Below are 20,348 nucleotides of genomic sequence, written 5' to 3'. Positions count from 1 at the left end.
GTGGCCTCCACCCTCGCACGGGCCACTGACAATCGGATGACCGCCTTCCGCTTGTGCCGCCGCCAGGCCCCGACCCGGGCCTTCAGGAGACCGGCCGCGAATCCGCCCACATCAGTTCGAACTCCTCACGGTAGGTGGGGAAAAGTCCGCCTTCGTCCACCTGGTCCGACTTCACGACCTTCCCGCCGTTGCGCCCGTTGCGCAGCACGAGCACCGGCGCCTCCATGCCCCGGGTACGGCGCAGGTAGGACTGCACGACCGCGATGCCGTCCGCGCCGTCCCCGTCGACGAGGTAGGCGGTGAAGCGGGGCGTCTCGTCGAAGACCTGGATCTCGAAGGCGCCGGGGTCGCGCAGCCGGGCGCGCACCCGGCGCATGTGCAGGATGTTCATCTCCACGGCCCGGCTCAGCTCGCCCCGCTTGATGCCGAGTTCGCGCTCGCGGCGCTTGATGGCGCTGGAGGCCGGGTTGAGGAAGAGCAGCCGCACCCGGCCGCCGGACTCGGCCAGCCGCAGCAGGCGGCGGCCGGAGAAGTTCTGCACGAGCAGGTTGAGGCCGATACCGAGGGCGTCCACGCGCCGTGCGCTGCCGAAGAGGTCCTCGGCCGGGAACTGGCGCAGCAGCCGCACCCGGTCCGAGTGCACGGCGACCACGTCGGCGTACCGGTCGCCGACCAGGTCCTCCACCGCGTCCACCGGCAGCCGCCGCGTGGAGGGCACGTCGCTGCCCGCGCCCAGCACCTCCAGCAGCCGCGCCGAGGCCCGCTCGGCCTGGCTCAGCACCGCCTCGGACAGCGCCCGGTTGCGGGAGACGACGTTGCGGGTGACCTCCAGCTCGTCCAGGGCGAGTTCCACGTCGCGGCGCTCGTCGAGGTACGGCTCGAAGCAGGGCCAGTGCTGGACCATCAGCTCGCGCAGCTGCGGCAGGGTGAGGAAGCTGAGGACGTTGTCGTCGGCGGGGTCGAGGAGGTAGCCCTTGCGGCGGCTGACCTCGCGGACGGCGACGGCGCGCTGCACCCACTCCTGTCCGGCGGGTCCGGCGGCGGCGACCACCCAGTCGTCTCCGTGGACGGGCTCGTAGACCGGACGCAGGACGGCGGCCACGACCGCGCGCAGCCGCTGCTCGACGAGGTTGAGCCAGATGTAGGCCCGGCCGGCGCGCTGCGCCCGCGTGCGCACCTCGTGCCAGGCCTCGGCGTCCCAGTCCAGTTCGGGGCCGATCGCGCCCGCGTTCATCGGCCGCGCCAGGGACACCGCACCGGGCGGGACGTCCGTGGAGCTCCCCTGCCGACCGCCGTCGTCACCAGGGGGTAGCTCCAGCCCTCCCGAGCCCACCCGCGCACCGCCTTCCGCTCCCTCGGAGCACTCCGGGTCAGACCCCGTCCCAACGATCAAGGAAGGGTACTCCGCGAGGGGTGCGCGGTGCAGCCCGATGGACGGGCCGGTTTTCCCAACATCGTTGATCCACAAGCACGTTCCGCCCGCCCGGACACCGCGGAGTGAGCGGATTCATAGCGGTGACGTGGCCGGGTACGGGGAAGGATGCCTCGCGCCCTTCCCCGGGCGCCCGCCGCGCGGGACGCGACGAGAAAGCCCAGGGGGTGGGTAGAAGCACGTACGTGCTAGGTGGTCGCCTCACTTTCGGGGAGACTTCCACAGGACTCGGAGCCAAGGCGTCCGCACCGGCGCCCCACACCTGAAAGAGTCGTGTCCATGCAGGTCTGGCCTGGAGAGGCATATCCACTCGGTGCCACGTACGACGGCGCCGGCACGAACTTCGCGGTCTTCACGGAGGCCGCCGACCGAGTAGAGCTGTGTTTGCTGCACGACGACGGTTCGGAGACCGCGGTCGAGCTGCGGGAGAGCGACGCGTTCGTACGGCACGCGTACGTGCCGGGCGTGATGCCGGGGCAGCGGTACGGCTACCGCGTGCACGGCCCGTACGCCCCGGAGCGCGGGCTGCGCTGCAACAGCGCCAAACTGCTCCTCGATCCGTACGCGCGTGCGATCAGCGGTGCGGTCCAGTGGGGCGAGGAGGTGTACGGCTACCACTTCGGTGAACCCGAACGGCGCAACGACCTGGACTCGGCTCCGCACACGATGAGCTCGGTCGTGGTCAATCCCTACTTCGACTGGGGCGACGACCGGCGGCCCCGGACGGAGTACCACCACACGGTGCTCTACGAGGCCCACGTCAAGGGCCTGACCATGCGGCACCCCGGCCTCCCCGAGGAGCTGCGCGGCACCTACGCGGCCCTGGCGCACCCGGCGCTGATCGAGCACCTGACGGAGCTGGGGGTGACCGCGCTGGAGCTGATGCCCGTGCACCAGTTCGTCAACGACCACCGCCTGGTCGACATGGGCCTGAACAACTACTGGGGCTACAACACGATCGGCTTCTTCGCCCCGCACAACGCGTACGCCTCCTGGGGCGACCGCGGTCAGCAGGTGCTCGAGTTCAAGTCGGCGGTGAAGGCGCTGCACGAGGCCGGGATCGAGGTGATCCTCGACGTGGTCTACAACCACACCGCCGAGGGCAACCACCTGGGCCCCACGCTGTCCTTCAAGGGCCTCGACAACCCCTCGTACTACCGGCTGACCGACGACCCGCGCTACTACATGGACACCACGGGGACCGGGAACTCGCTGCTCATGCGGTCCCCGCACGTACTCCAGATGATCATGGACTCGTTGCGGTACTGGGTCACCGAGATGCACGTCGACGGCTTCCGCTTCGACCTGGCGGCGACCCTGGCCCGGCAGTTCCACGAGGTGGACCGGCTGTCGTCGTTCTTCGACCTGGTGCAGCAGGACCCCGTGGTCTCGCAGGTGAAGCTGATCGCCGAGCCCTGGGACGTGGGCGAGGGCGGCTATCAGGTGGGCAACTTCCCGCCGCTGTGGACCGAGTGGAACGGCAAGTACCGGGACACGGTGCGCGACCTGTGGCGCGGCGAGCCGCGCACGCTCGCCGAGTTCGCGTCCCGGCTGACCGGCTCCTCCGACCTGTACCAGGACGACGGCCGCCGCCCGCTGGCCTCGATCAACTTCGTGACCTGCCACGACGGCTTCACGCTGCACGACATGGTGTCGTACAACGAGAAGCGCAACCACGCCAACGGGGAGGACAACCGCGACGGCGAGAGCCACAACCGGTCGTGGAACTGCGGGGCCGAGGGCGACACCGACGACCCGGCGGTGCTGGAGCTGCGGGCCCGGCAGATGCGGAACTTCATCGCCACGCTGCTGCTCTCCCAGGGCGTGCCGATGATCAGCCACGGCGACGAGTTCGCCCGCACCCAGAAGGGCAACAACAACGCCTACTGCCAGGACAACGAGCTGGCGTGGGTCCGGTGGCCCGAGGACGAGCCCGACCTGCTGCGGTTCACCCGCGCGATGGTGTGGCTGCGCAAGGACCACCCGGTCTTCCGCAGGCGGCGCTTCTTCCACGGGCGGCCCGTGGAGGGCACCCACGACGAGCTGTCGGACATCGCCTGGTTCACGCCCGAGGGGGGCGAGATGGCCCAGCGGGACTGGAACTCCGCGCGGGCGTCGGCGCTCACCGTGTTCCTGAACGGCAACGCGATCTCCGAGCCCGGCGCGCGCGGGGAACGCATCGCCGACGACTCGTTCCTGCTGATGTTCAACGCCTCGCCGAAGGCACTGGACTTCGTGGTGCCGGTCGACCACGGCCGGCAGTGGGAGGTGGTCGTCGACACCTCGCGGACGGACGGGGTGCCCTCGGACACGGGGGTGAAGGTGCAGGCCGGTGACCGGCTGACCCTGGTGGACCGGAGCATGACGGTGCTGCGGCGGCCCGTCTAGACGGAGTACGCGCGGGTACGGGCAGGGCACCCGTGCAGGGGGCCGGTGACACGAAAGGCGGCGGGGCGGGTACGTAGGTTTCCATGACGCCTGAGCGACCCGACCCGGTGCTGTCCTCCCGTCCCCCCTCCCCCGCCCCGACCGCCACCTACCGGCTGCAGCTGCAGCCCGCGTTCCCCTTCGCGGCCGCGGCGGCGGCCGTGCCGTACCTCGCCTCCCTCGGGGTGTCGCACCTGCACCTGTCCCCCGTCCTGGAGGCGGTGCCGGGCTCGCAGCACGGCTACGACGTCGTGGACCACGCGCGCGTGCGCGAGGAGCTGGGCGGCGAGGAGGGGCTGCGGGCGCTGGCGCGCACCGCGCGGGAGCACGGTCTCGGCCTGGTGGTGGACATCGTGCCGAACCACATGGCGATGTCGCCCCGGCACAACCGTGCCCTGTGGGAGGTGCTGCGCGAGGGCCCGAAGTCGCCGTACGCGCGGTGGTTCGACATCGACTGGGAGGCGCAGGGCGGACAACTGCTGGTGCCGGTGCTGGGGGCGCCGGTCGGCGAGGTGCTGAAGGACCTGCGGGTCGACGGGGACGTCCTGCGCTACCACGAGCACGCCTTCCCGCTGCGGGAGGGCACCTCGGACCTGCCGCTGCCGCAGCTCCTGGACGCGCAGTGGTACCGGCCGGTGTGGTGGCGGCTGGCCCGCACCGAGCTGAACTACCGGCGGTTCTTCAGCATCTCGGAGCTGATCGGCGTCCGCGTGGAGGACCCGGAGGTGTTCGAGGCCACGCACGCCACGGTGCTGCGGCTGCTGCACGAGGGCGTGATCGACGGGCTGCGGATCGACCACCCCGACGGCCTCGCCGACCCCGACACGTACCTCGCACGGCTGCACGGGGCGAGCGGCGGCCGGTGGACGGTCGTGGAGAAGATCCTGGCGGACGGGGAGCGGCTGCCGGCCGCCTGGCCCGTCGCGGGCACCACCGGGTACGACGCCCTGCGGCACGTGGACGGGCTCTTCACGGACCCGGCGGGGTACGGCGAGCTCCTCGGCCAGTACCGCAGGTTCGCGGCCCCGCAGACGGACCGGGGCGGGGACTGGGCGGCGACGGTGCGGCGGGCGGCGTACAAGGTGCTCACGCACGAGCTGGCCACCGAGATGGACCGGCTGACCCGGGTGGCGCACCGGCTGTGCGTCGCCTCGCCGGAGCCCGCGCTGCGCGACCGGGCGCCGTGGGCGCTGCGGACGGCGCTGCGGGAGCTGCTGGTGCGGCTGGAGGTGTACCGGCCGTACGCGTCGGCGGACGCGGCGTCCGTCGTCACCGAGGCGGCGGCGGCCGAGGCACGGCACGCCTTCGCGGTGCCCGAGGAGGCCGGGGCGGTGGACGTCGTACGGGGCCTGGTGCTCGGGCGGTACGGGGACGGTCCCGAGCACGTGGAGTTCCGGTCCCGGTTCGCGCAGACGGCGTCGGCGCTGCGGGCGAAGTCGGTGGAGGACACGGCGTTCTACCGGTACGTGCCGCTGCTGTCGGCCACCGAGGTGGGCGGGAACCCGGGCCGTCCCGCCCTGTCCCCGGAAGAGTTCCACGCCTACTGCGCGCGCGTGCAGCGCGACTGGCCCGCGACGGGCACGGTCGTGTCGACCCACGACACGAAACGCAGCGCCGACGTGCGGGCCGCGCTCACGGTCCTCACTCAGTGCCCGGGGCGGTGGGCGGACGCCCTCACCGAGGTCACCCGGACGGGTGACGGCGTGCCGGACGCGCAGCTGGCGTGGGCGGCCTGGCAGACGGTGTTCGGGCTGGGGCCGGCGGACGGCGAGCGGGTGCGGGAGGCGCTGCTGAAGCATGTGCGCGAGGCGGGGATGTACACCAGCTGGACGGAGCAGGAGCCGCCGTACGAGGAGGCGGTGGCCCGGTTCGTGGCGGCGGGCCCGTGCGGGGCGCCGGGCGAGCGGGTGACCGCCCTGCGCGCCGACCTGGAACCGCACATCCGCGCCAACGTCCTCGGCACGGCCCTGACCCACCTGACGATGCCGGGGGTGCCGGACCTCTACCAGGGGACCGAGCGGGAGTACCTCGCCCTGGTCGACCCGGACAACCGACGGACCGTGGACTTCCCGTCCGCCGGGCCCGTCGAGGACGACGGGCTCGGCAAGACCGCGTTGACCCGGGCGGCGCTGGCTCTCCGCGCGCGACGGCCCGACGCCTTCGGCGACGCGGCGACGTACGATCCGCTGGCCGCCGAGGGCCCCTCGGCGGCGCACTGCGTGGCCTTCGTCCGCTCCGGTGTCGTCCTGACGGCCGTGACCTGGTTGTCGCTGCGGCTGACGGAGGCGGGCGGCTGGCGCGACACGACCCTCCCGCTGCCGCCGGGCCGGTGGGCCGACGCGCTGACCCTCGGACGGGAGTTCACCGGGCACGCGCGCGTGGCGGAGCTCTTCGCGGAGGTGCCGGTGGCCCTGCTGGAGCGGGTGGGGGCGGCGGACGGGGTCGGGGACTGAGCGGTGGGCCGCCGGCACGACTCCCCTGAGCTGCCCCGCCCGGCGTGAGAGACCGGACCGGCACCGCACGTCCCTCTCACGGACCGTTCGCCGCCACCCGAACAGCGACCCGCGCCCGGCCCCGGAGGGAACCGAGAACCGCCCGGCGTGGCACGGGAGCGGCTCCCTCCCGCGCCCCTGCTCCTTCTCGGTCTGCCCGGCGCGCGGCGCGCGAACGCCGAAACCCGAGCGGCGAGCCCCACACGCACTCGGGGCCGCCCCGCCCAACGCCGGGAGGGCGGAACCACCCCCGGCCCGGAGGGAACCGAAGACCCGTCGGCGGGCGCGTGAGTCGCTTCGCGCGCCTCCTGCCCCTCCTCGGTCGGCCCGGCGTCCGAACGCCGGGGCATGGGCGGCGAGCCACCCCGCGCGGCAGTCGGCGTCAGGTGAGTGCTGTGGCGGCGGTGCCGTCGCAGACGTGGGGCGGGAGTGCCGTCGTGGGGGCCGGGGCGGTCGGGCAGGATGTGCGGAGCAGGTCGACGAAGGCCTCGGCGGCGCCGGTGGGCGGGACGCGGGAGAAGACGGTGAGGGCGCGCCTCCAGGGCGGGTCGGGCGTCAGGACCACGCAGTCCTCGCCGACCGCCCCGCTCACGATGTGCGAAGGTGCCGTACAGACCCCGACGCCGGCGGCGGCCATCCGTACGGCCGTCGACGTGTGCTCGGTGTAGACGGCGGTGTACGGCCGGAAGCCGGCGCGTCCGCAGGCCCAGTCGAGGAAGCGTTGGCCCTCGATGACGGGCTCCATGGCGCACCGCACCCAGGGCCGGTCGGCGAGTTCGGGCAGCGTGACCGACGTACGGCCCGCGAAGCGGTCGTCGAAGGGCACGACGAGGACGATCTCCTCCTCGCCGACCGTGACGACGGTGCCGGGCCAGTCGTGGGGTGCCGGACCGACGGCGAGATCCGCGGTGCCACGCTCGACCTCCTCCTCCAGCGCCTCGGTCGTCGCGTACTCGTGGAGGTGCAGCAGCACGCCGGGGTGCGCGGCGCGCCAGCGGGCGAAGACGTCGGGCAGGATGCCGACGGCCACCGAGTGCACGGCGGCGACGTGCAGTTCCCCGCCCTCGGCCCCGGCGGCGGCGCGCGCCGCGCGGCGGGCCTGGACGGCGCTGCGGACGGCGAGTTCGGCGTGCGGGCGGAAGGCACGGCCCATCGGGGTCAGGCGCACCCCGCGCGGCAGACGTTCCAGCAGGTCGCCGCCGACCGACCGCTCCAGGGCCTTGATCTGGTGGGAGAGCGCGGACTGCGTGACGTGCAGGGCCTCGGCCGCGCGGGTGAAGGAGGCCTCGTCGACGACGGTCAGGAAGTACTCCATCTGCCGCAGGCTCATGCCCGCCCCCCAAGTCGCAGTCCGTTGACGGACCTTGTCATGAAGGTCCTGCATCGAACCCACAAGAACATTGCCTTGGACTCATGGCAAGGGACGGGCGGACGCTGAGGGCATGAACACACACGACGTGATCGTCATCGGCGGCGGCACCGGCGGTTACAGCACCGCCCTGCGTGCCGCGGCCCTGGGTCTCGACGTCGCCCTCGTCGAACGCGACAAGGTCGGCGGGACCTGTCTGCACCGCGGCTGCATCCCGAGCAAGGCCATGCTGCACGCCGCCGAACTGGTCGACGGCGTCGCCGAGGCGCGTGAGCGCTGGGGCGTGAAGGCGAGCCTGGACGGCGTCGACTGGCCTGCCCTGGTCGCCACCCGCGACGACATCGTGAACCGGAACCACAAGGGCGTGGAGGCGCACCTCGCCCACGCGGGCGTGCGGGTGGTGCGGGGCGACGCCCGGCTGACCGGCGCCCGGACCGTACGGGTCCACGGCGCGGGGGACCTCACCGCGCGCCGGGGCATCGTGCTGGCGACCGGCTCACGCCCGCGCACGCTCCCCGGGCTCGCCCCCGACGGGCGGCGCGTGGTGACGAGCGACGACGCCCTGTTCGCCCCCGGGCTGCCGGCGTCCGTGCTGGTCCTGGGCGGCGGCGCGATCGGCGTCGAGTACGCCTCGTTCCACCGCTCGATGGGCGCGCGGGTGACCCTCGTCGAGGCCGCCGACCGGATCGTGCCGCTGGAGGACGCGGACGTCAGCCGCCATCTGACGCGCGGTCTGAAGAAGCGCGGCGTGGACGTACGGGTGGGTTCCCGCCTGCTCGACGCCGAGGTGCTCGACGACGGCGTCCGCGCGCACGTCCGCACGGCCCGGGGCGAGACCCTCGCCGTCGAGGCGGAACGGCTCCTGGTGGCCGTGGGTCGGGCGCCGGTCACCGACGGGCTGGACCTGGCCGCCGCGGGCCTGGACACCGACCAGCGGGGCTTCGTCGTACCTGCGGACTGGGACCGGCTGGAGACCGCCGTCCCCGGCGTCCACGTCGTCGGCGACCTGCTGCCGCCGCCGTCGCTCGGGCTGGCCCACGCGTCGTTCGCGGAGGGCCTGCTGGTGGCCGAGACGCTGGCGGGCGTGCCGTCCGCGCCCGTCGACTACGCGGCCGTGCCACGGGTGACGTACTCGGCGCCGCAGACCGCCGCCGTGGGCCTGGGCGAGGCGGAGGCACGCGCGCGCGGGTACGAGGTGACCGTCAACGTCATGCCGCTCACGGCCGTCGCCAAGGGAATGGTGCACGGTCAGGGCGGGATGGTGAAGGTCGTCGCCGAGGCCGGGGGCGGCCGGGTGCTCGGCGTGCATCTGGTCGGCCCGCACGTGTCGGAGATGATCGCCGAGAGCCAGCTGATCGTCGGCTGGGAGGCCGAGCCCGCCGACGTGGCCCGGCACGTCCACGCCCACCCCACGCTGTCGGAGGCGGTGGGTGAGGCGTTCCTGACCCTGGCGGGCCGGGGGCTGCACCAGCAGTGACGCGGCGCCCGGCGACCACGGCACACCGGTCCGCCGTGCCGCCGTGCCGCCGCTCAGTCCTGCGTGTCCCAGGCGAAGACCGACCCCGTCCGCGCCGCCATCACGCACGCGTTGGGGAAGGTCCGCGCGTACTCCACCGGCTGTCCCCGCCACTGGCCGCGCGCCTGGGCCGTCACCGGGGCGTGGATCATCGGGCAGTGGGTCTCGCGCGCGGGGATGTCCGCGATGCGGCCGTGCGCCGCGTCGAGTTCCGCGCAGGCACGCTCCGCGCGGACGTGGCCCCGGGGCGGATCGCACAGCAGCAGGGCGCGGCGTGCGGCACCGGGCCGGGCACCTGCCGGGGCGGCGGGCCGGATGCCCGGCCGGGCGTCTTCCCGGGTGACGGTGAGCAGGAGCCAGTCGGTGGCCGGTGCCCGCTGGGCGGCGGCCTGGGCGGGGGTCACGCAGGTGAGGAGGAGGCCCGCGGCCGTCAGGAGGGCGGCCCGGGCGGCACCGGTCGTGAGGGTGTGTGTCATTCCTGGTGCATCGGCACGGCCGCCTCGGAACCCCAGCCCGGCTCACCCGAACGGGAGCCCGCGGTGGGGCGCCGGCGGCCGGCCAGTTCGAACGCGGCGAGGACGATCCGTGTCTGGAACTCCGCCTGGCGCGCGACCGGGATCCAGCGGGCCGCGCAGCCGTCGCGGTAGTCGGCGCAGCCCTCGTCGACGAGCCGGTTCACCTCGGGCAGGACACCCGCGGGGTCGCCGCCCGTACGGGTCACCAGCTGGTGCAGCAGGCCCGCCGTCCGCAGGGACAGGCGCCGTCCGGCCAGGCGCAGGGCGACCAGGTGGGCGTTGTTCATGGGAGGCAGGGAGCGGCCCGTTCCGTCGTCCGTGTCGGGGTCCCAGGCGTCCGCGAGCCTGGGGCAGACCAGCAGGTAGTCGTCGACCGGTGCGAGGAGGTGGGCCGCGTCCGGGTCGGTGGCGACGTGGGGCCGGACGCGCGCGAGGACGCGTTGCAGGCGCAGGGTGTCGTGCCGCAGGGTGCGGCTCACCGCGCGGAGCACGGCGTCCCGGTCGGCGGGGGGCGCGTCGTCCGCCACCGCGGCCACGCCCCACATGGGCGCCTCGACGACCGCGGTGACGGTGCCGTACCGCTGCGGGTGGCACCACGTCGACTCGACGGCGGCCTCGGTGATGGCCGCGGTGAAGTCGCCGCGGCGGGGCGGCGGGATGCGGTAGACGGCGGGGCCGAGGTCGGGCCAGTACAGGGTGTCGTAGGCGCCCAGTTCGCGGGGGACGCCGAGCCGGGCCGCGGTGTGGGCGATGCGCTGGGCGAGGCCCGGCAGGTCGTGGGTCACCTCGACGAAGCCGCCGCCGACGTCGACACCGTGCAGGGAGCACTGGAGGAAGGGCCGTAGTTCATCCTGGAGGGCGAGCAGCGCGCGGGTCTCCGGCAGCGTCGAGTGGTCGGGACCGTCGGGCAGCCACTCGGGCTGTTCCAGGAAGCCGGGGCGGAAGAAGTTCCGGGCGTAGCGGCCCAGGGTGTACGGGCCGGACAGCCAGCCCTCGTTGCGCCGCAGGCCGTCCGGGTCGGCGCACAGCAGCAGGTTCCAGGTGGCGTCGGCGCCCTCGGTGAGCCGGGGGTCGGCCAGGGCCCGTTCGGCGAGCCGCAGGACGGTGGCGCCGCCCACGGGTTCGTTGGCGTGCGGTCCGGCGACCACGAGGGTCTGGCGGCTGCCGTGGCCGACGGAGAGCAGCAGCAGCGGGGTGCCCGCGCGGGAGGTGCCGACGCGGCGCAGCCGGGCGTGCCGGGGGTGGCGGGCGACGAGTGCGGCGGCCCGGGCGCCCAGCTCGTCCACGGTCGGATAGCGCAGGAGGGGCGGCAGGGCACACCTCCACGATGCGGGCCGTCGGTTCACCTGGCGTGCGCGGTGTACGCACAGTCAGTCACGAGTTGGTGGGTACGTCAACACCGTGAAAAGCAAAGGGATTTGTCCTGCGGATCACGCCATCGGCACGCACGACACCGAGTGAAGCCCAGGCCAGAGCTGGGCTTCGTGTCCCCGTCGCGCTCAGTCGACCGCGAGACGGAAGGCCATCTGCCCGAAACCGATCTGGTCGCCCTCGCGGACGACGGCCGCGCCGATGACCCGCCGCCCGTTGACCGTGGTGCCGTTGGTGGAGCCGAGGTCGCGCAGCACCCACATGCCGCCCTGGCGGCTCAGTTCGGCGTGCACCCGGGAGACCGTCTCGTGGGTCAGCCGCAGCCCGTTCGCCGGGTCGCGCCCTATGCGCAGCGGATGACCGGCGCCGGGGTGCGGCAGCAGCAGCTTGGGCAGCCGCTCGGCCTGCCAGGCCCTGCGCAGCCGTACACCGAATCCGGACACCGCCTCGACGGTGCCGAACACCAGCCGCGCCATCCGGCCCTCGGAGTGCAGGTCGGCGGTGAGCACGGCCAGCTCGTCCGGGCGGCGGGCGGCGAGCGCCAGTTCCATCCTGCGGATGAACGTGTCGTGCGACAGGCGCCCCATCGCGACGCCGTCCCGGAGCACCCGCAGCGCCTTGTCGCGCTCCGCGTCGGACAACCGCGCGGGGTACGTGTTGAACTCGAAGGACGACGTCACGCAGGTGATTGTCGGTCAGCCGGGGCGGAGTGTCCAGAAAACGGGGAACGGCGGCCCCGCGCGCGGGTGCGCCCCGGCCACCGTCACGTGCACCACGACACCGGCCGCGAACGGGGGTTTTCGCCAGCGCGGAGATCGCTTTTGCAGCACGATGGACGGGCTACATCACGGTGAGCAGACGAAGGGGAACCGTCCGTGCAGTTCGAGGTGTGGGCACCGGAGGCCGGCCGGGTGACGCTGGAGTGCGACGGCGTCACGCGCGCGTTGGAGCGCGACGGGGAGCGGCCGGGGTGGTGGTGTGCCGAGGCCGGGGCGCGGGACGGCTCGCGGTACGGCTTCGCGGTCGACGAGGGCCCGGTGCTGCCGGACCCGCGCTCGCGCAGGCAGCCGGACGGGCCGGACGGGCTCAGCGCGGTCGTCGACCACGGGAGGTACGCGTGGCGCACCGAGTGGGCCGGGCGCCCGCTGCCCGGCGCCGTCCTGTACGAGCTGCACGTGGGCACGTACACGCGCGAGGGCACGCTGGACGCGGCCGCGGGACGGCTCGACCACCTGGCCGCGCTGGGCGTCACCCACGTGGAGTTGATGCCGCTGTGCCCGTTCCCGGGCCGGCACGGCTGGGGGTACGAGGGTGTCTCGCTGTGGGCGGTGCACGAGCCGTACGGCGGGCCCGAGGCGCTGAAACGGTTCGTCGACCGGGCTCACGAACTGGGCCTGGGCGTGGTCCTGGACGTGGTGCACAACCACCTGGGCCCCTCCGGCAACTACCTGCCCGCCTTCGGCCCGTACTTCACCGACACCCACCACACGCCCTGGGGCGTCGCCGTCAATCTGGACGCCCCCGGTTCGGACGAGGTGCGGGCGTATCTCGTCGAGAGCGCGCTGGCCTGGCTGCGGGACTACCGGATCGACGGGCTGCGCCTGGACGCGGTGCACGCCCTGGCCGACACGCGCGCGTGCCACTTCCTGGAGGAGCTGTCGACGGCGGTGGACGGCCTCGCCGCCGACCTGGAGCGCCCGCTGTTCCTCATCGCCGAGTCCGACCTCAACGACCCGCGGATCATCACTCCGCGCGCGGAGGGCGGTCTCGGTGTGCACGCACAGTGGAACGACGACTTCCACCATGCCCTGCACACCGCCCTGACCGGGGAGTCGCAGGGCTACTACGCCGACTTCGCGCGCGATCCGCTCGCGGCGCTCGCCAAGACGCTGACCCGTGGCTACTTCCACGACGGCACCTTCTCCAGCTTCCGGGGCCGCGGCCACGGACGCCCGCTGGACCGGGCCAGGGTCGCCGCGCACCGGCTGACCGGCTACAGCCAGACCCACGACCAGGTGGGGAACCGCGCCCAGGGCGACCGTCTGGCCTCGCTGGTCTCCCCCGGCCTGGCCGCCTGCGCGGCCACGCTGACCCTGACGGCGCCGTTCACGCCGATGCTGTTCATGGGCGAGGAGTGGGCGGCGGGCACTCCGTGGCAGTTCTTCACCGACCACACCGACCCGGAGCTCGCCGAGGCGGTGCGGGGCGGCAGGCGGCGGGAGTTCGCCGCGCACGGCTGGAAGGCGGAGGACGTGCCCGACCCGCAGGACCCGGCGACGCGCGAGCGCTCCTGCCTCGACTGGTCCGAGCGGGAACGCGAACCGCACGCGCGCGTACTGGACTGGTACCGGCGGCTGATCGCCCTGCGCGGCGGGCAGCCGGACCTGACCGACCCCGACCTCGCCGACACCAGGGTGGCGTACGACGTCCAGGCTCGCTGGCTGGCCTTCCGGCGCGGTGACATCCGGGTGGTCGTCAACCTCGGCACCGAGCCGGCGGCGATTCCGCTGGGCGGCCGGCCCGCGCGGGTGCTCGCCGCGTGGGAGCCGGTTCAGCCGCCGGGGGCGGACGGGGTGCTGCGGGTGCCGGGGGAGTCGAGCGTGGTGCTCGTCCAGGAGTGACGGGACGCCGTACGTGCGGGAGAACGGGGGATGTCCGCGCGGGAGTGACGGTGTGGTGTCCGTGCGGGAGTGGCGGAGTAGTGCCCGTGCGGGAGTGACGGAGTGGTGACCGTGCCGGGCACCAGGCCGCTGGGGCGGCGGGCCGCACACGCCGGAGCGCGGGCCGGGCGCCGCGCCGTCACCGGACGCGCACGGAACGCCTACCCGAGCGGCAGGCCGCCGCGCGAGGCGCCTGAGTGACGCCGGCGACGGAGTGACGGAGTGATGACCGTGCCGGACACCAGGCGGCCGGGGCGGCGGGCCGCACACGCCGGAGCGCGGGCCGGGCGCCGCGTCGTCACCGGACGCGCACGGAACGCCTACCCGAGCGGCAGGCCGCCGCGCGAGGCGCCTGAGTGACGCCGGCGGCGGAGTGACGGAGTGATGACCGTGCCGGACACCAGGCGGCCGGGGCGGCGGCGCGGGGGCCGGGCGGCACCGCGCCCTCATCGGACGCGCGGAAGTCGTACGGAGTGGCAGGCCGCCGCGCGCGGGGCGACGGAATGGCCCCGGCGGTCGCCGGGGGCGGCTCGTGGGCCGGGCGGCGGCACGGGGCGTGCTCAGGTCGGCGTGCCGTCGTCCGTGCCGTCCTCGCGCAGCTCCGTCACCCGTTCCAGGAGGATGGGCTCCCAGGCGCGGCGCAGCCGGGTCCGCAGCACGGGCAGGGGCGCCGGTGCGGACGGGCGACCGGCGAGGGCGTCGGCCAGGTGGACGAGGGCGTCGCAGCGGGCCAGCCACAGGCCGCGCAGGCAAGGCCGGGCTCCGTAGCCGGCGAGGGTGGCGGCACGGACGGCGGCGGGCGAGCCGACCGAGCGCGCGAGGGCGGCGATGTCCTCGGCCGGGTCGCCGAGTGCCGCGTCGGCCCAGCCGAGGACACCGCGCACCCGGCCGTCGGCGCCGACGACGAGGTGTTCGCCGGCCAGCCCGTGGTGCACGAGGACCGGCGCCGCCCCGGGCTGGACGCCGAGCTGGACCGTCGCCGCGCGGGTGAGCCGCTCCGGCCGCGCGGGGTCGAACTCGTCGGCCTCGGCGAGGTGCCGGCCGGCCCGCTCGGCGGACTCCCGCAGGGCCTCCAGCGAGCGCGGGGCGGCCCGGGGCACACCGATCGTCTCGGCCTGGCGGACCGGCACCTCGCGCAGGCCGGTGAGCAGCGCGGCGAGGTCCGCCTCGCCCGGCGCCGACACCTCGTGCTCCTCACCGGACCCGCCGGGCACCTTGGCGTCCAGCGTGTAGGTCAGCCCCGGCGCCCACTCGCCGTGCGCCACGCTGGTAGGCACGGTGACGGAGAGGTGGGGCCGGACCAGCTCCCGCAGCCGCAGTTCGCGCCGCTGCCGCAGGGCGGCCTCGCGGTCGGGCGCCAGGCGCAGCACGTGCCGGGTGCCGACCCACCAGGTGGCGGGCTCGGTGCCGGACGCGGCGGGCCGGACGTCGGTCTCCGCGCTCTCGCCCAGCAGGGAACGGACCAGTCGGCGGACGGTGTCCGCGGTGGGTGTCGGTGCCTGGGTCATGGTCGCGCCGTCGTCTTCCGGGTCTGCCGGGGCGTTCAGGGTCTGTCGTCTACGTTCACTCCACCACGACCAGCTCCCGGGTGGTGTCGTTGAGGCGCCGGCCGCCGTCCCCGGTGACCGTGACGATGTCCTCGATGCGTACCCCGAACCGGCCGGGGAGGTAGACGCCGGGCTCGACGGAGAAGCACATGCCGGGTACCAGGGGCTGCTCCTCGCCCTCGATCATGTACGGCGGCTCGTGCGTGGTGACGCCGATGCCGTGCCCGGTGCGGTGGATGAAGTACTCGCCGTACCCGCCGTCGGCGATGACCGCGCGGGCGGCCCGGTCGACCTCCTGGCAGGCGACGCCGGGCCGCACCGCCCGGAAACCTGCCTCCTGGGCCTCGCGGACGAGGTCGTGCACCCGGCGCTCCTCGTCGGTGGGCTCGCCCACGTGGACGGTACGGGAGGTGTCGGAGCCGTAGCCGTCCTTCAGGCCGCCGAAGTCGAGGACGACCATGTCACCGTCGTCGATGACGCGGTCGCCGACCTCGTGGTGCGGGTTGGCGCCGTTCGGGCCGGAGGCGACGATGGTGAAGTCGACCTGGGAGTGGCCGAACCGCCGCAGCAGGTCCGCGAGGTCGGCGGCGACGTCGGACTCGCGGCGCCCGCCGAAGCGCACCTTCCGGATCTCCTCGAAGGCGGCGTCCGCGGCCGCGCCCGCCGCCGTCAGGAGTTCCAGCTCGGCCGCGTCCTTGACGGCGCGCAGCATGGGCAGCGCCTCGGTGAGGGAGGCGTACGAGGTGCCGGGCAGCGCCCGCTGGAGGGCCAGCAGGTGCATCGCCCAGGCATTGTCGCTGATGCCGAACCGGCCGGAGCCGTCGAGGAGGGCCGCGGTGGCGGCGTAGGGGTCCTTGCCGTCGGTCCAGTCACGCAGGGTCAGGGCGGGCGCTCCGACGGCCTTCTCGGCGTCGGGGGCCTCCAGCGTCGGCACGACGAGGACGGGATCGCGGCCGGGCGCCAGGACGAGCAGGGTGAGCCGTTCGGTGGCCGCGGTGGGGGCGTAGCCGGTGAGCCATACGAGGTCCGGCCCCGGTGCCACCAGCAGCCCGGCCAGCCCGGCGTCGGCGGCCGCCCGCGCGGCGCGCTCCATGCGGGCCCGGTAGTCGTCGGCGGTGAAGGAAGCAGCGGGCGCGCTGCCGGTCATCCGGGCCTCCTGGGCAACGTGGGCGAAGGGACTACGAGCAGCATCCTGCCCGCCGCGAGGGGGCGGCGCGAGCCGATTGCCATTGATCAGCCGTCATGCTTAATGGTTAGATTCCACCTAAGCATTAGATGCGTCAGTGACGTCTACGGGGCTCGGCGTTCGAGCGCCCCTAGGAGGCCGGAACCGTGCTCGTACTCGCGCACATCAGCGACCTGCACCTGGACGGGAGCGCCCGGGCCACCGCGCGCGCCGAGCGGGTGCGCGACCGGCTGTGGGAACTGCCCGGGCGGGTGGACGCCCTGCTCGTGACCGGGGACATCGCGGACCACGGCACCGAGGCGGAGTACGAGGAGGCCGCCCGCATCCTCGGGCTGCGGGACGGCGACGCGCCGTTTCCCGTGCTCACCTGCCCCGGCAACCACGACAGCCGCGCGCCCTACCGCAAGGCCCTGCTGGGCCGGCCCGCCGCCGACGGTCCGGTCAACGGCGCGCACGTCTTCGACGGTGGTGCGGTGCTGATGTGCGACTCGAGTGTCCCGGGCAGCGACGAGGGGGAACTGGACGAGGAGACATACGGCTGGATCGAGTCCGCCCTCGACGGGCTCGGCGGCGACCGCCCGGTCGTCCTCGCCTTCCACCACCCGCCCGCGCCCCTGCACCACCCCCTGCCCGACTCCTACCCCCTGCGCCGTCCCGAGCGTCTCGCGGCGCTGATGGAACGCCGCCCCGAGGTGGCCGGCCTGATCACGGGTCACGCCCACACGCCCGCCGCCACGGTGTTCGCGGGACGGCCCCTGATGGTCGGGCCCGGGGTGACGTGGACCCTGCGGTTGCCCTGGGAGGGGGAACAGATCGCGGACCGGGACGCTCCGGTCGGGCTGGCCTACCACGTACTGGACGACACCGGGCGGCTCACCAGCCACTTCCGTACGGTCACGTGACGACGCGGGGTCAGGTGACGACGCCCGGTACGGCCGTCAACTGCTGGTAGCCGCCGCTCTCGTGGCGGACCGTGACCTTGACCGCCTTGCCCGGCCGGGCACCGGCCACGGCCTCGGCGAGGTCGGCCGCCGAGTCGACGCGGGTCTCACCGAACGCGAGGAGCACGTCGCCCCTGACCAGCCCGGCCGCGTACCCGGGGCCGGGCACGTGGACGCCGACGACCAGCGCGCCCGGCTTCTCGTCGTCCACGGCCTCCACACCGAGGGTCGCGGCGGCCCGGGCCGGGGACGGGGAGGCGGACGGGGACGCGCCGGCCGACGGATGCACCGGGGCGGCCCGGCTCCCCGAGGGCTTCTGTGCTCCCGGTCCCGGCGCGCCCGCCTGCCGTTGCAGTTCGGCGAGTTTGCTCATGCCGATCACCGTGGCGCCCATCGTGCCGAGCCCCACGCCGGCCAGGAGCAGGACGGCGGCGGCCAGCACCCCGAGCAGCAGGGTGGTGAGCCGCCTCCGGCGCCGGTGTCCGCCGGGCTGAGGCCGGTCGCCGTCGGGCGTGGTGCCGGCCCCCTGTTCCTGACCGGGCATCGGCTTGGGTCGCAACGCTGTCTGTTCCATGGTTCGCCTCCGGCAGGTGATCTACCCGGCGCACCAGCGCGTGACGAGCCACGAAAGAGTGAGACTGACCGGTGGTCAGAGGGTCAGGACGGGGCTGCTCCTGGGGACGGGCACGGCGGGTACGCGGTCCGGGAGGAAGCCGTGGGTGCGGCCGGCCAGGTACTCGGCCTTGTAGCGCGGGACGTTGCGGTGCCAGTTGAGGATGCCCGCCATCCAGTTCTGCAGGTCGGTCACATAGCCCCGCATGATCTCCCGTGCCTCGTCGGTCAGTTGGAAGTCGTCGTAGACGACCGGCAGTTCGTGGACGGTCACGTGCTCGAACTGCCGCATGCGCTGGTTCATCAGGTCCTGGACGACACGGAGGGCGGCCGGGTAGTCGACGCCGAAGAAGTTCTGCACGACCAGGACCGCGTTGTGGATCTCGCCCTCGTACTCGATCTCCTTCTGGTACGAGAAGACGTCGTTGAGCAGGCAGGCGTAGTCGATCGCCGCGTTCTCCAGGGAGCGCACGGGCCCGCTGCGGTAGACGTCGGGCGGGACGGCCGGTCCGTGTCCGGCGCGGCACAGGCCGAGGGTCAGGTCGGAGCCGAAGGTGGCGCGCCGCATCTCCAGGTAGTCCACCGGGTCGGGGACGCGGTTGTGGATCTGGTTGGCGAGCTCCCACACCCAGGCCTCGGTCATCGTGTCGACGGCCGCCTTCAGGGGGCGGCGCTCCTCGGACGTCATGCCGGACGTCGTGCGGGCCCACAGGTCGATCAGGGAGCGTTCCATGGCGTTGGCCGGCGGTGGGACCGGCTCGCCGTCGAGCGGCATGCAGGCGGACAGGCGGGCGGTGGTCAGCCGGGCGGCGGCCAGGTCGCGCCGGTGGCCGTAGACCAGCGGGTAGTAGTCGTCGCCGTAGGTGCCGAAGGCGAGCCAGTCGGAGGCGAGGTCCAGCTGCTCCTGGGTGGCGTCCGGGTCGAGGCCCGCGGCACACAGCGGGAGGTCGCAACTCGCGAGCTTGTCCTCGTCCCAGACGCCCTCACTGAGGATGCCCATCGCCTGCGACCACTCGGACAGGTGCCGCCGGGCGCCGTCCAGGGCGGGGCTCAGCTCCAGCGGGAACGGCATGCGGATGTCGGGGATGACCGACGGGCCGACCTTCTGGTAGGGCACGTGCGTATAGGCGCGGCCCCGCTCCGAGGCGGCCCGGGCGAGCAGCGCGCCGACGTCCGCGGCGGAGGTGCCGGGGCCGGTGAGCGCCTCCCAGGGGGTGCCGGGCCGGGCGCCCTCGTTCATGTACCGGCTGGAGCGCATGTGCCATTCGTGGCCGCCGGACTGCCAGTCCTGGAGACCCTTCGCGTACGCCCCGACGGCGGCGGCCTCGGCGGGGGTCAGCCCGTTCTCCAGGGCGACGGCGGGCACCTCGGTGAACGCGGTGTGCTCGAACTGGTGCAGCCGGGAGGTGAGCACGTCGTTGACCAGCTCGGCGGCCTCCTGGGTGGTGCAGTCGAAGAAGGTCTCGAGCACCAGCACACCGTTGCTCAGCTCGCCCTCGTCCTCGACCTCCCGCTGGTAGGAGAAGAGGTCGTTGCGCAGGTGCACGGCGTCGGAGAAGGTCTCCATCAGCACCCTGAGCGGCCTGGTGCCCGCGACGGCGGCGGGCACCTCGGCGGTGGCGTACTCCACGAGCCCGGCCGACCAGGGGGCGCCGCCGACCTTGCGGCGCATCTCGATGTACTCGACGGGGTTGGCGATCCGCCCCTCGTTGATGTTGGACAGCTCCCACAGGGACTCGTTGAGCAGGTGTTCGGTGGCGACGGCGAAGCGGCGGCGCCAGTTTGCCGACATGGCCGGCACCGTGCGCCTCCACAGGTCGGCGAGGCCGGCCTCGACCGGGTTCTCCGGCTCGGGCATCGCGGTGTCCAGGTCGAGGGGCATGAACAGGGGGAGCCGGTCCAGGTGGGCCTTGCCGCGGACGCGGTCCTGGCTGCGTTTGAACTTCTCCAGGAAGTGGTCGTCGAAGAAGAAGACCCACACGTACCAGTCGGTGATCAGGGAGAGCGCCGGCCCGTCGCAGTCGGGGTGGGTGTAGGCGCAGAGCAGGCCGTAGTCGTGTGCGTCGAGGTCGGCCCGGTCCCAGACCCCGGAGCCCTCCAGCATGCCCATCTCGCGCGCCCACGTCGTCGAGTGGGCTCGGGCCTCGTCGAGATGCGGGTTCAGCCGCGCGGGATGCGGCAGGTAGAAGTGCGGGAGTTCGAAGGGCTGTTGCGTCATGGCCCGGCACTACCCAGGGCCCGGTGGACGCATCCGCCCGGAGGGACATGATCACACCATCG

At 73.9% G+C, this 20,348-nt stretch carries 14 protein-coding genes; 5 read left to right on the top strand and 9 right to left on the bottom strand.

From position 1 onward, the window contains the following. Positions 1 to 82: 82 nt before the first annotated feature. Positions 83 to 1,333, bottom strand: a complete 1,251-nt coding sequence (locus KUM03_RS12670) for an SAV2148 family HEPN domain-containing protein (RefSeq protein ID WP_217247143.1) — start codon at positions 1,331 to 1,333, stop codon at positions 83 to 85. Positions 1,334 to 1,711: 378 nt separating this feature from the next. Here KUM03_RS12670 and glgX point away from each other — a divergent pair, with 378 nt between their 5' ends. After that, complete coding sequence (gene glgX / locus KUM03_RS12665; RefSeq protein ID WP_217247142.1) at positions 1,712 to 3,820, top strand: glycogen debranching protein GlgX; 2,109 nt, start codon at positions 1,712 to 1,714, stop codon at positions 3,818 to 3,820. An 83-nt stretch (positions 3,821 to 3,903) separates the two neighbouring features. Next, positions 3,904 to 6,312 carry a malto-oligosyltrehalose synthase gene (gene treY / locus KUM03_RS12660; RefSeq protein ID WP_217247141.1) on the top strand — a complete coding sequence of 803 codons (2,409 nt, stop codon included), beginning with the start codon at positions 3,904 to 3,906 and terminating at the stop codon, positions 6,310 to 6,312. Between the two features lie 421 nt (positions 6,313 to 6,733). Here the strand turns inward: treY and KUM03_RS12655 are convergent, their stop codons facing one another. Beyond that, entirely contained in the window at positions 6,734 to 7,681 is a 948-nt protein-coding gene (locus KUM03_RS12655; protein ID WP_217247140.1) for a LysR family transcriptional regulator, read from the bottom strand. A 112-nt stretch (positions 7,682 to 7,793) separates the two neighbouring features. Between KUM03_RS12655 and lpdA the strand changes: the two genes are divergently transcribed. Next, positions 7,794 to 9,197, top strand: a complete 1,404-nt coding sequence (gene lpdA / locus KUM03_RS12650; protein ID WP_217247139.1) for a dihydrolipoyl dehydrogenase — start codon at positions 7,794 to 7,796, stop codon at positions 9,195 to 9,197. A gap of 53 nt (positions 9,198 to 9,250) precedes the next feature. On the opposite strand, the gene KUM03_RS12645 is transcribed toward lpdA, so the two are convergent. From KUM03_RS12645 to KUM03_RS12635, 3 genes are all read right to left on the bottom strand, one after another. Further along, positions 9,251 to 9,712 carry an SSI family serine proteinase inhibitor gene (locus KUM03_RS12645; RefSeq protein ID WP_217247138.1) on the bottom strand — a complete coding sequence of 154 codons (462 nt, stop codon included), beginning with the start codon at positions 9,710 to 9,712 and terminating at the stop codon, positions 9,251 to 9,253. Next, positions 9,709 to 11,037 (bottom strand): M14 family zinc carboxypeptidase, encoded by a 1,329-nt coding sequence (locus KUM03_RS12640; protein WP_217247137.1) that lies wholly within the window; start codon positions 11,035 to 11,037, stop codon positions 9,709 to 9,711. Before KUM03_RS12640 ends, KUM03_RS12645 begins: the two co-directional genes overlap by 4 nt. A gap of 213 nt (positions 11,038 to 11,250) precedes the next feature. Next, a complete protein-coding gene (locus KUM03_RS12635; protein WP_217247136.1) occupies positions 11,251 to 11,802 on the bottom strand; it encodes a DUF1707 and FHA domain-containing protein in 552 nt (183 codons plus the stop codon). Positions 11,803 to 11,997: 195 nt separating this feature from the next. Between KUM03_RS12635 and treZ the strand changes: the two genes are divergently transcribed. Next, positions 11,998 to 13,743, top strand: a complete 1,746-nt coding sequence (gene treZ / locus KUM03_RS12630) for a malto-oligosyltrehalose trehalohydrolase (RefSeq protein ID WP_217247135.1) — start codon at positions 11,998 to 12,000, stop codon at positions 13,741 to 13,743. A 599-nt stretch (positions 13,744 to 14,342) separates the two neighbouring features. Here the strand turns inward: treZ and KUM03_RS12625 are convergent. Continuing rightward, positions 14,343 to 15,290, bottom strand: a complete 948-nt coding sequence (locus KUM03_RS12625; RefSeq protein ID WP_217247134.1) for an aminoglycoside phosphotransferase family protein — start codon at positions 15,288 to 15,290, stop codon at positions 14,343 to 14,345. A gap of 55 nt (positions 15,291 to 15,345) precedes the next feature. Beyond that, positions 15,346 to 16,476 carry an aminopeptidase P family protein gene (locus KUM03_RS12620; protein WP_217247133.1) on the bottom strand — a complete coding sequence of 377 codons (1,131 nt, stop codon included), beginning with the start codon at positions 16,474 to 16,476 and terminating at the stop codon, positions 15,346 to 15,348. A 185-nt stretch (positions 16,477 to 16,661) separates the two neighbouring features. Here KUM03_RS12620 and KUM03_RS12615 point away from each other — a divergent pair, with 185 nt between their 5' ends. Beyond that, complete coding sequence (locus KUM03_RS12615; RefSeq protein ID WP_217247132.1) at positions 16,662 to 17,417, top strand: metallophosphoesterase; 756 nt, start codon at positions 16,662 to 16,664, stop codon at positions 17,415 to 17,417. Between the two features lie 10 nt (positions 17,418 to 17,427). Here KUM03_RS12615 and KUM03_RS12610 read toward each other — a convergent pair whose 3' ends face one another. Both KUM03_RS12610 and cyc2 read right to left on the bottom strand, forming a co-directional pair. After that, entirely contained in the window at positions 17,428 to 18,030 is a 603-nt protein-coding gene (locus KUM03_RS12610) for a PDZ domain-containing protein (RefSeq protein ID WP_217247131.1), read from the bottom strand. A 75-nt stretch (positions 18,031 to 18,105) separates the two neighbouring features. Beyond that, entirely contained in the window at positions 18,106 to 20,286 is a 2,181-nt protein-coding gene (gene cyc2, locus KUM03_RS12605; protein ID WP_217247130.1) for a germacradienol/geosmin synthase Cyc2, read from the bottom strand. Between the last annotated feature and the right edge of the window lie 62 nt (positions 20,287 to 20,348).

The sequence above is a fragment of the Streptomyces sp. AC602_WCS936 genome, from assembly GCF_019049125.1.
In the GTDB taxonomy this organism is placed as follows: domain Bacteria; phylum Actinomycetota; class Actinomycetes; order Streptomycetales; family Streptomycetaceae; genus Streptomyces.
This window is presented reverse-complemented; position numbering and strand designations above follow the sequence as displayed.

Coding starts and splice junctions, on each gene's coding strand:
- KUM03_RS12625 (WP_217247134.1), bottom strand. CDS start 15,290: ATGACCCAGGCACCGACACCCACCGCGGACACCGTCCGCCGACTGGTC.
- KUM03_RS12645 (WP_217247138.1), bottom strand. CDS start 9,712: ATGACACACACCCTCACGACCGGTGCCGCCCGGGCCGCCCTCCTGACG.
- lpdA (WP_217247139.1), top strand. CDS start 7,794: ATGAACACACACGACGTGATCGTCATCGGCGGCGGCACCGGCGGTTAC.
- KUM03_RS12610 (WP_217247131.1), bottom strand. CDS start 18,030: ATGGAACAGACAGCGTTGCGACCCAAGCCGATGCCCGGTCAGGAACAG.
- cyc2 (WP_217247130.1), bottom strand. CDS start 20,286: ATGACGCAACAGCCCTTCGAACTCCCGCACTTCTACCTGCCGCATCCC.
- glgX (WP_217247142.1), top strand. CDS start 1,712: ATGCAGGTCTGGCCTGGAGAGGCATATCCACTCGGTGCCACGTACGAC.
- treY (WP_217247141.1), top strand. CDS start 3,904: ATGACGCCTGAGCGACCCGACCCGGTGCTGTCCTCCCGTCCCCCCTCC.
- KUM03_RS12655 (WP_217247140.1), bottom strand. CDS start 7,681: ATGAGCCTGCGGCAGATGGAGTACTTCCTGACCGTCGTCGACGAGGCC.
- KUM03_RS12620 (WP_217247133.1), bottom strand. CDS start 16,476: ATGACCGGCAGCGCGCCCGCTGCTTCCTTCACCGCCGACGACTACCGG.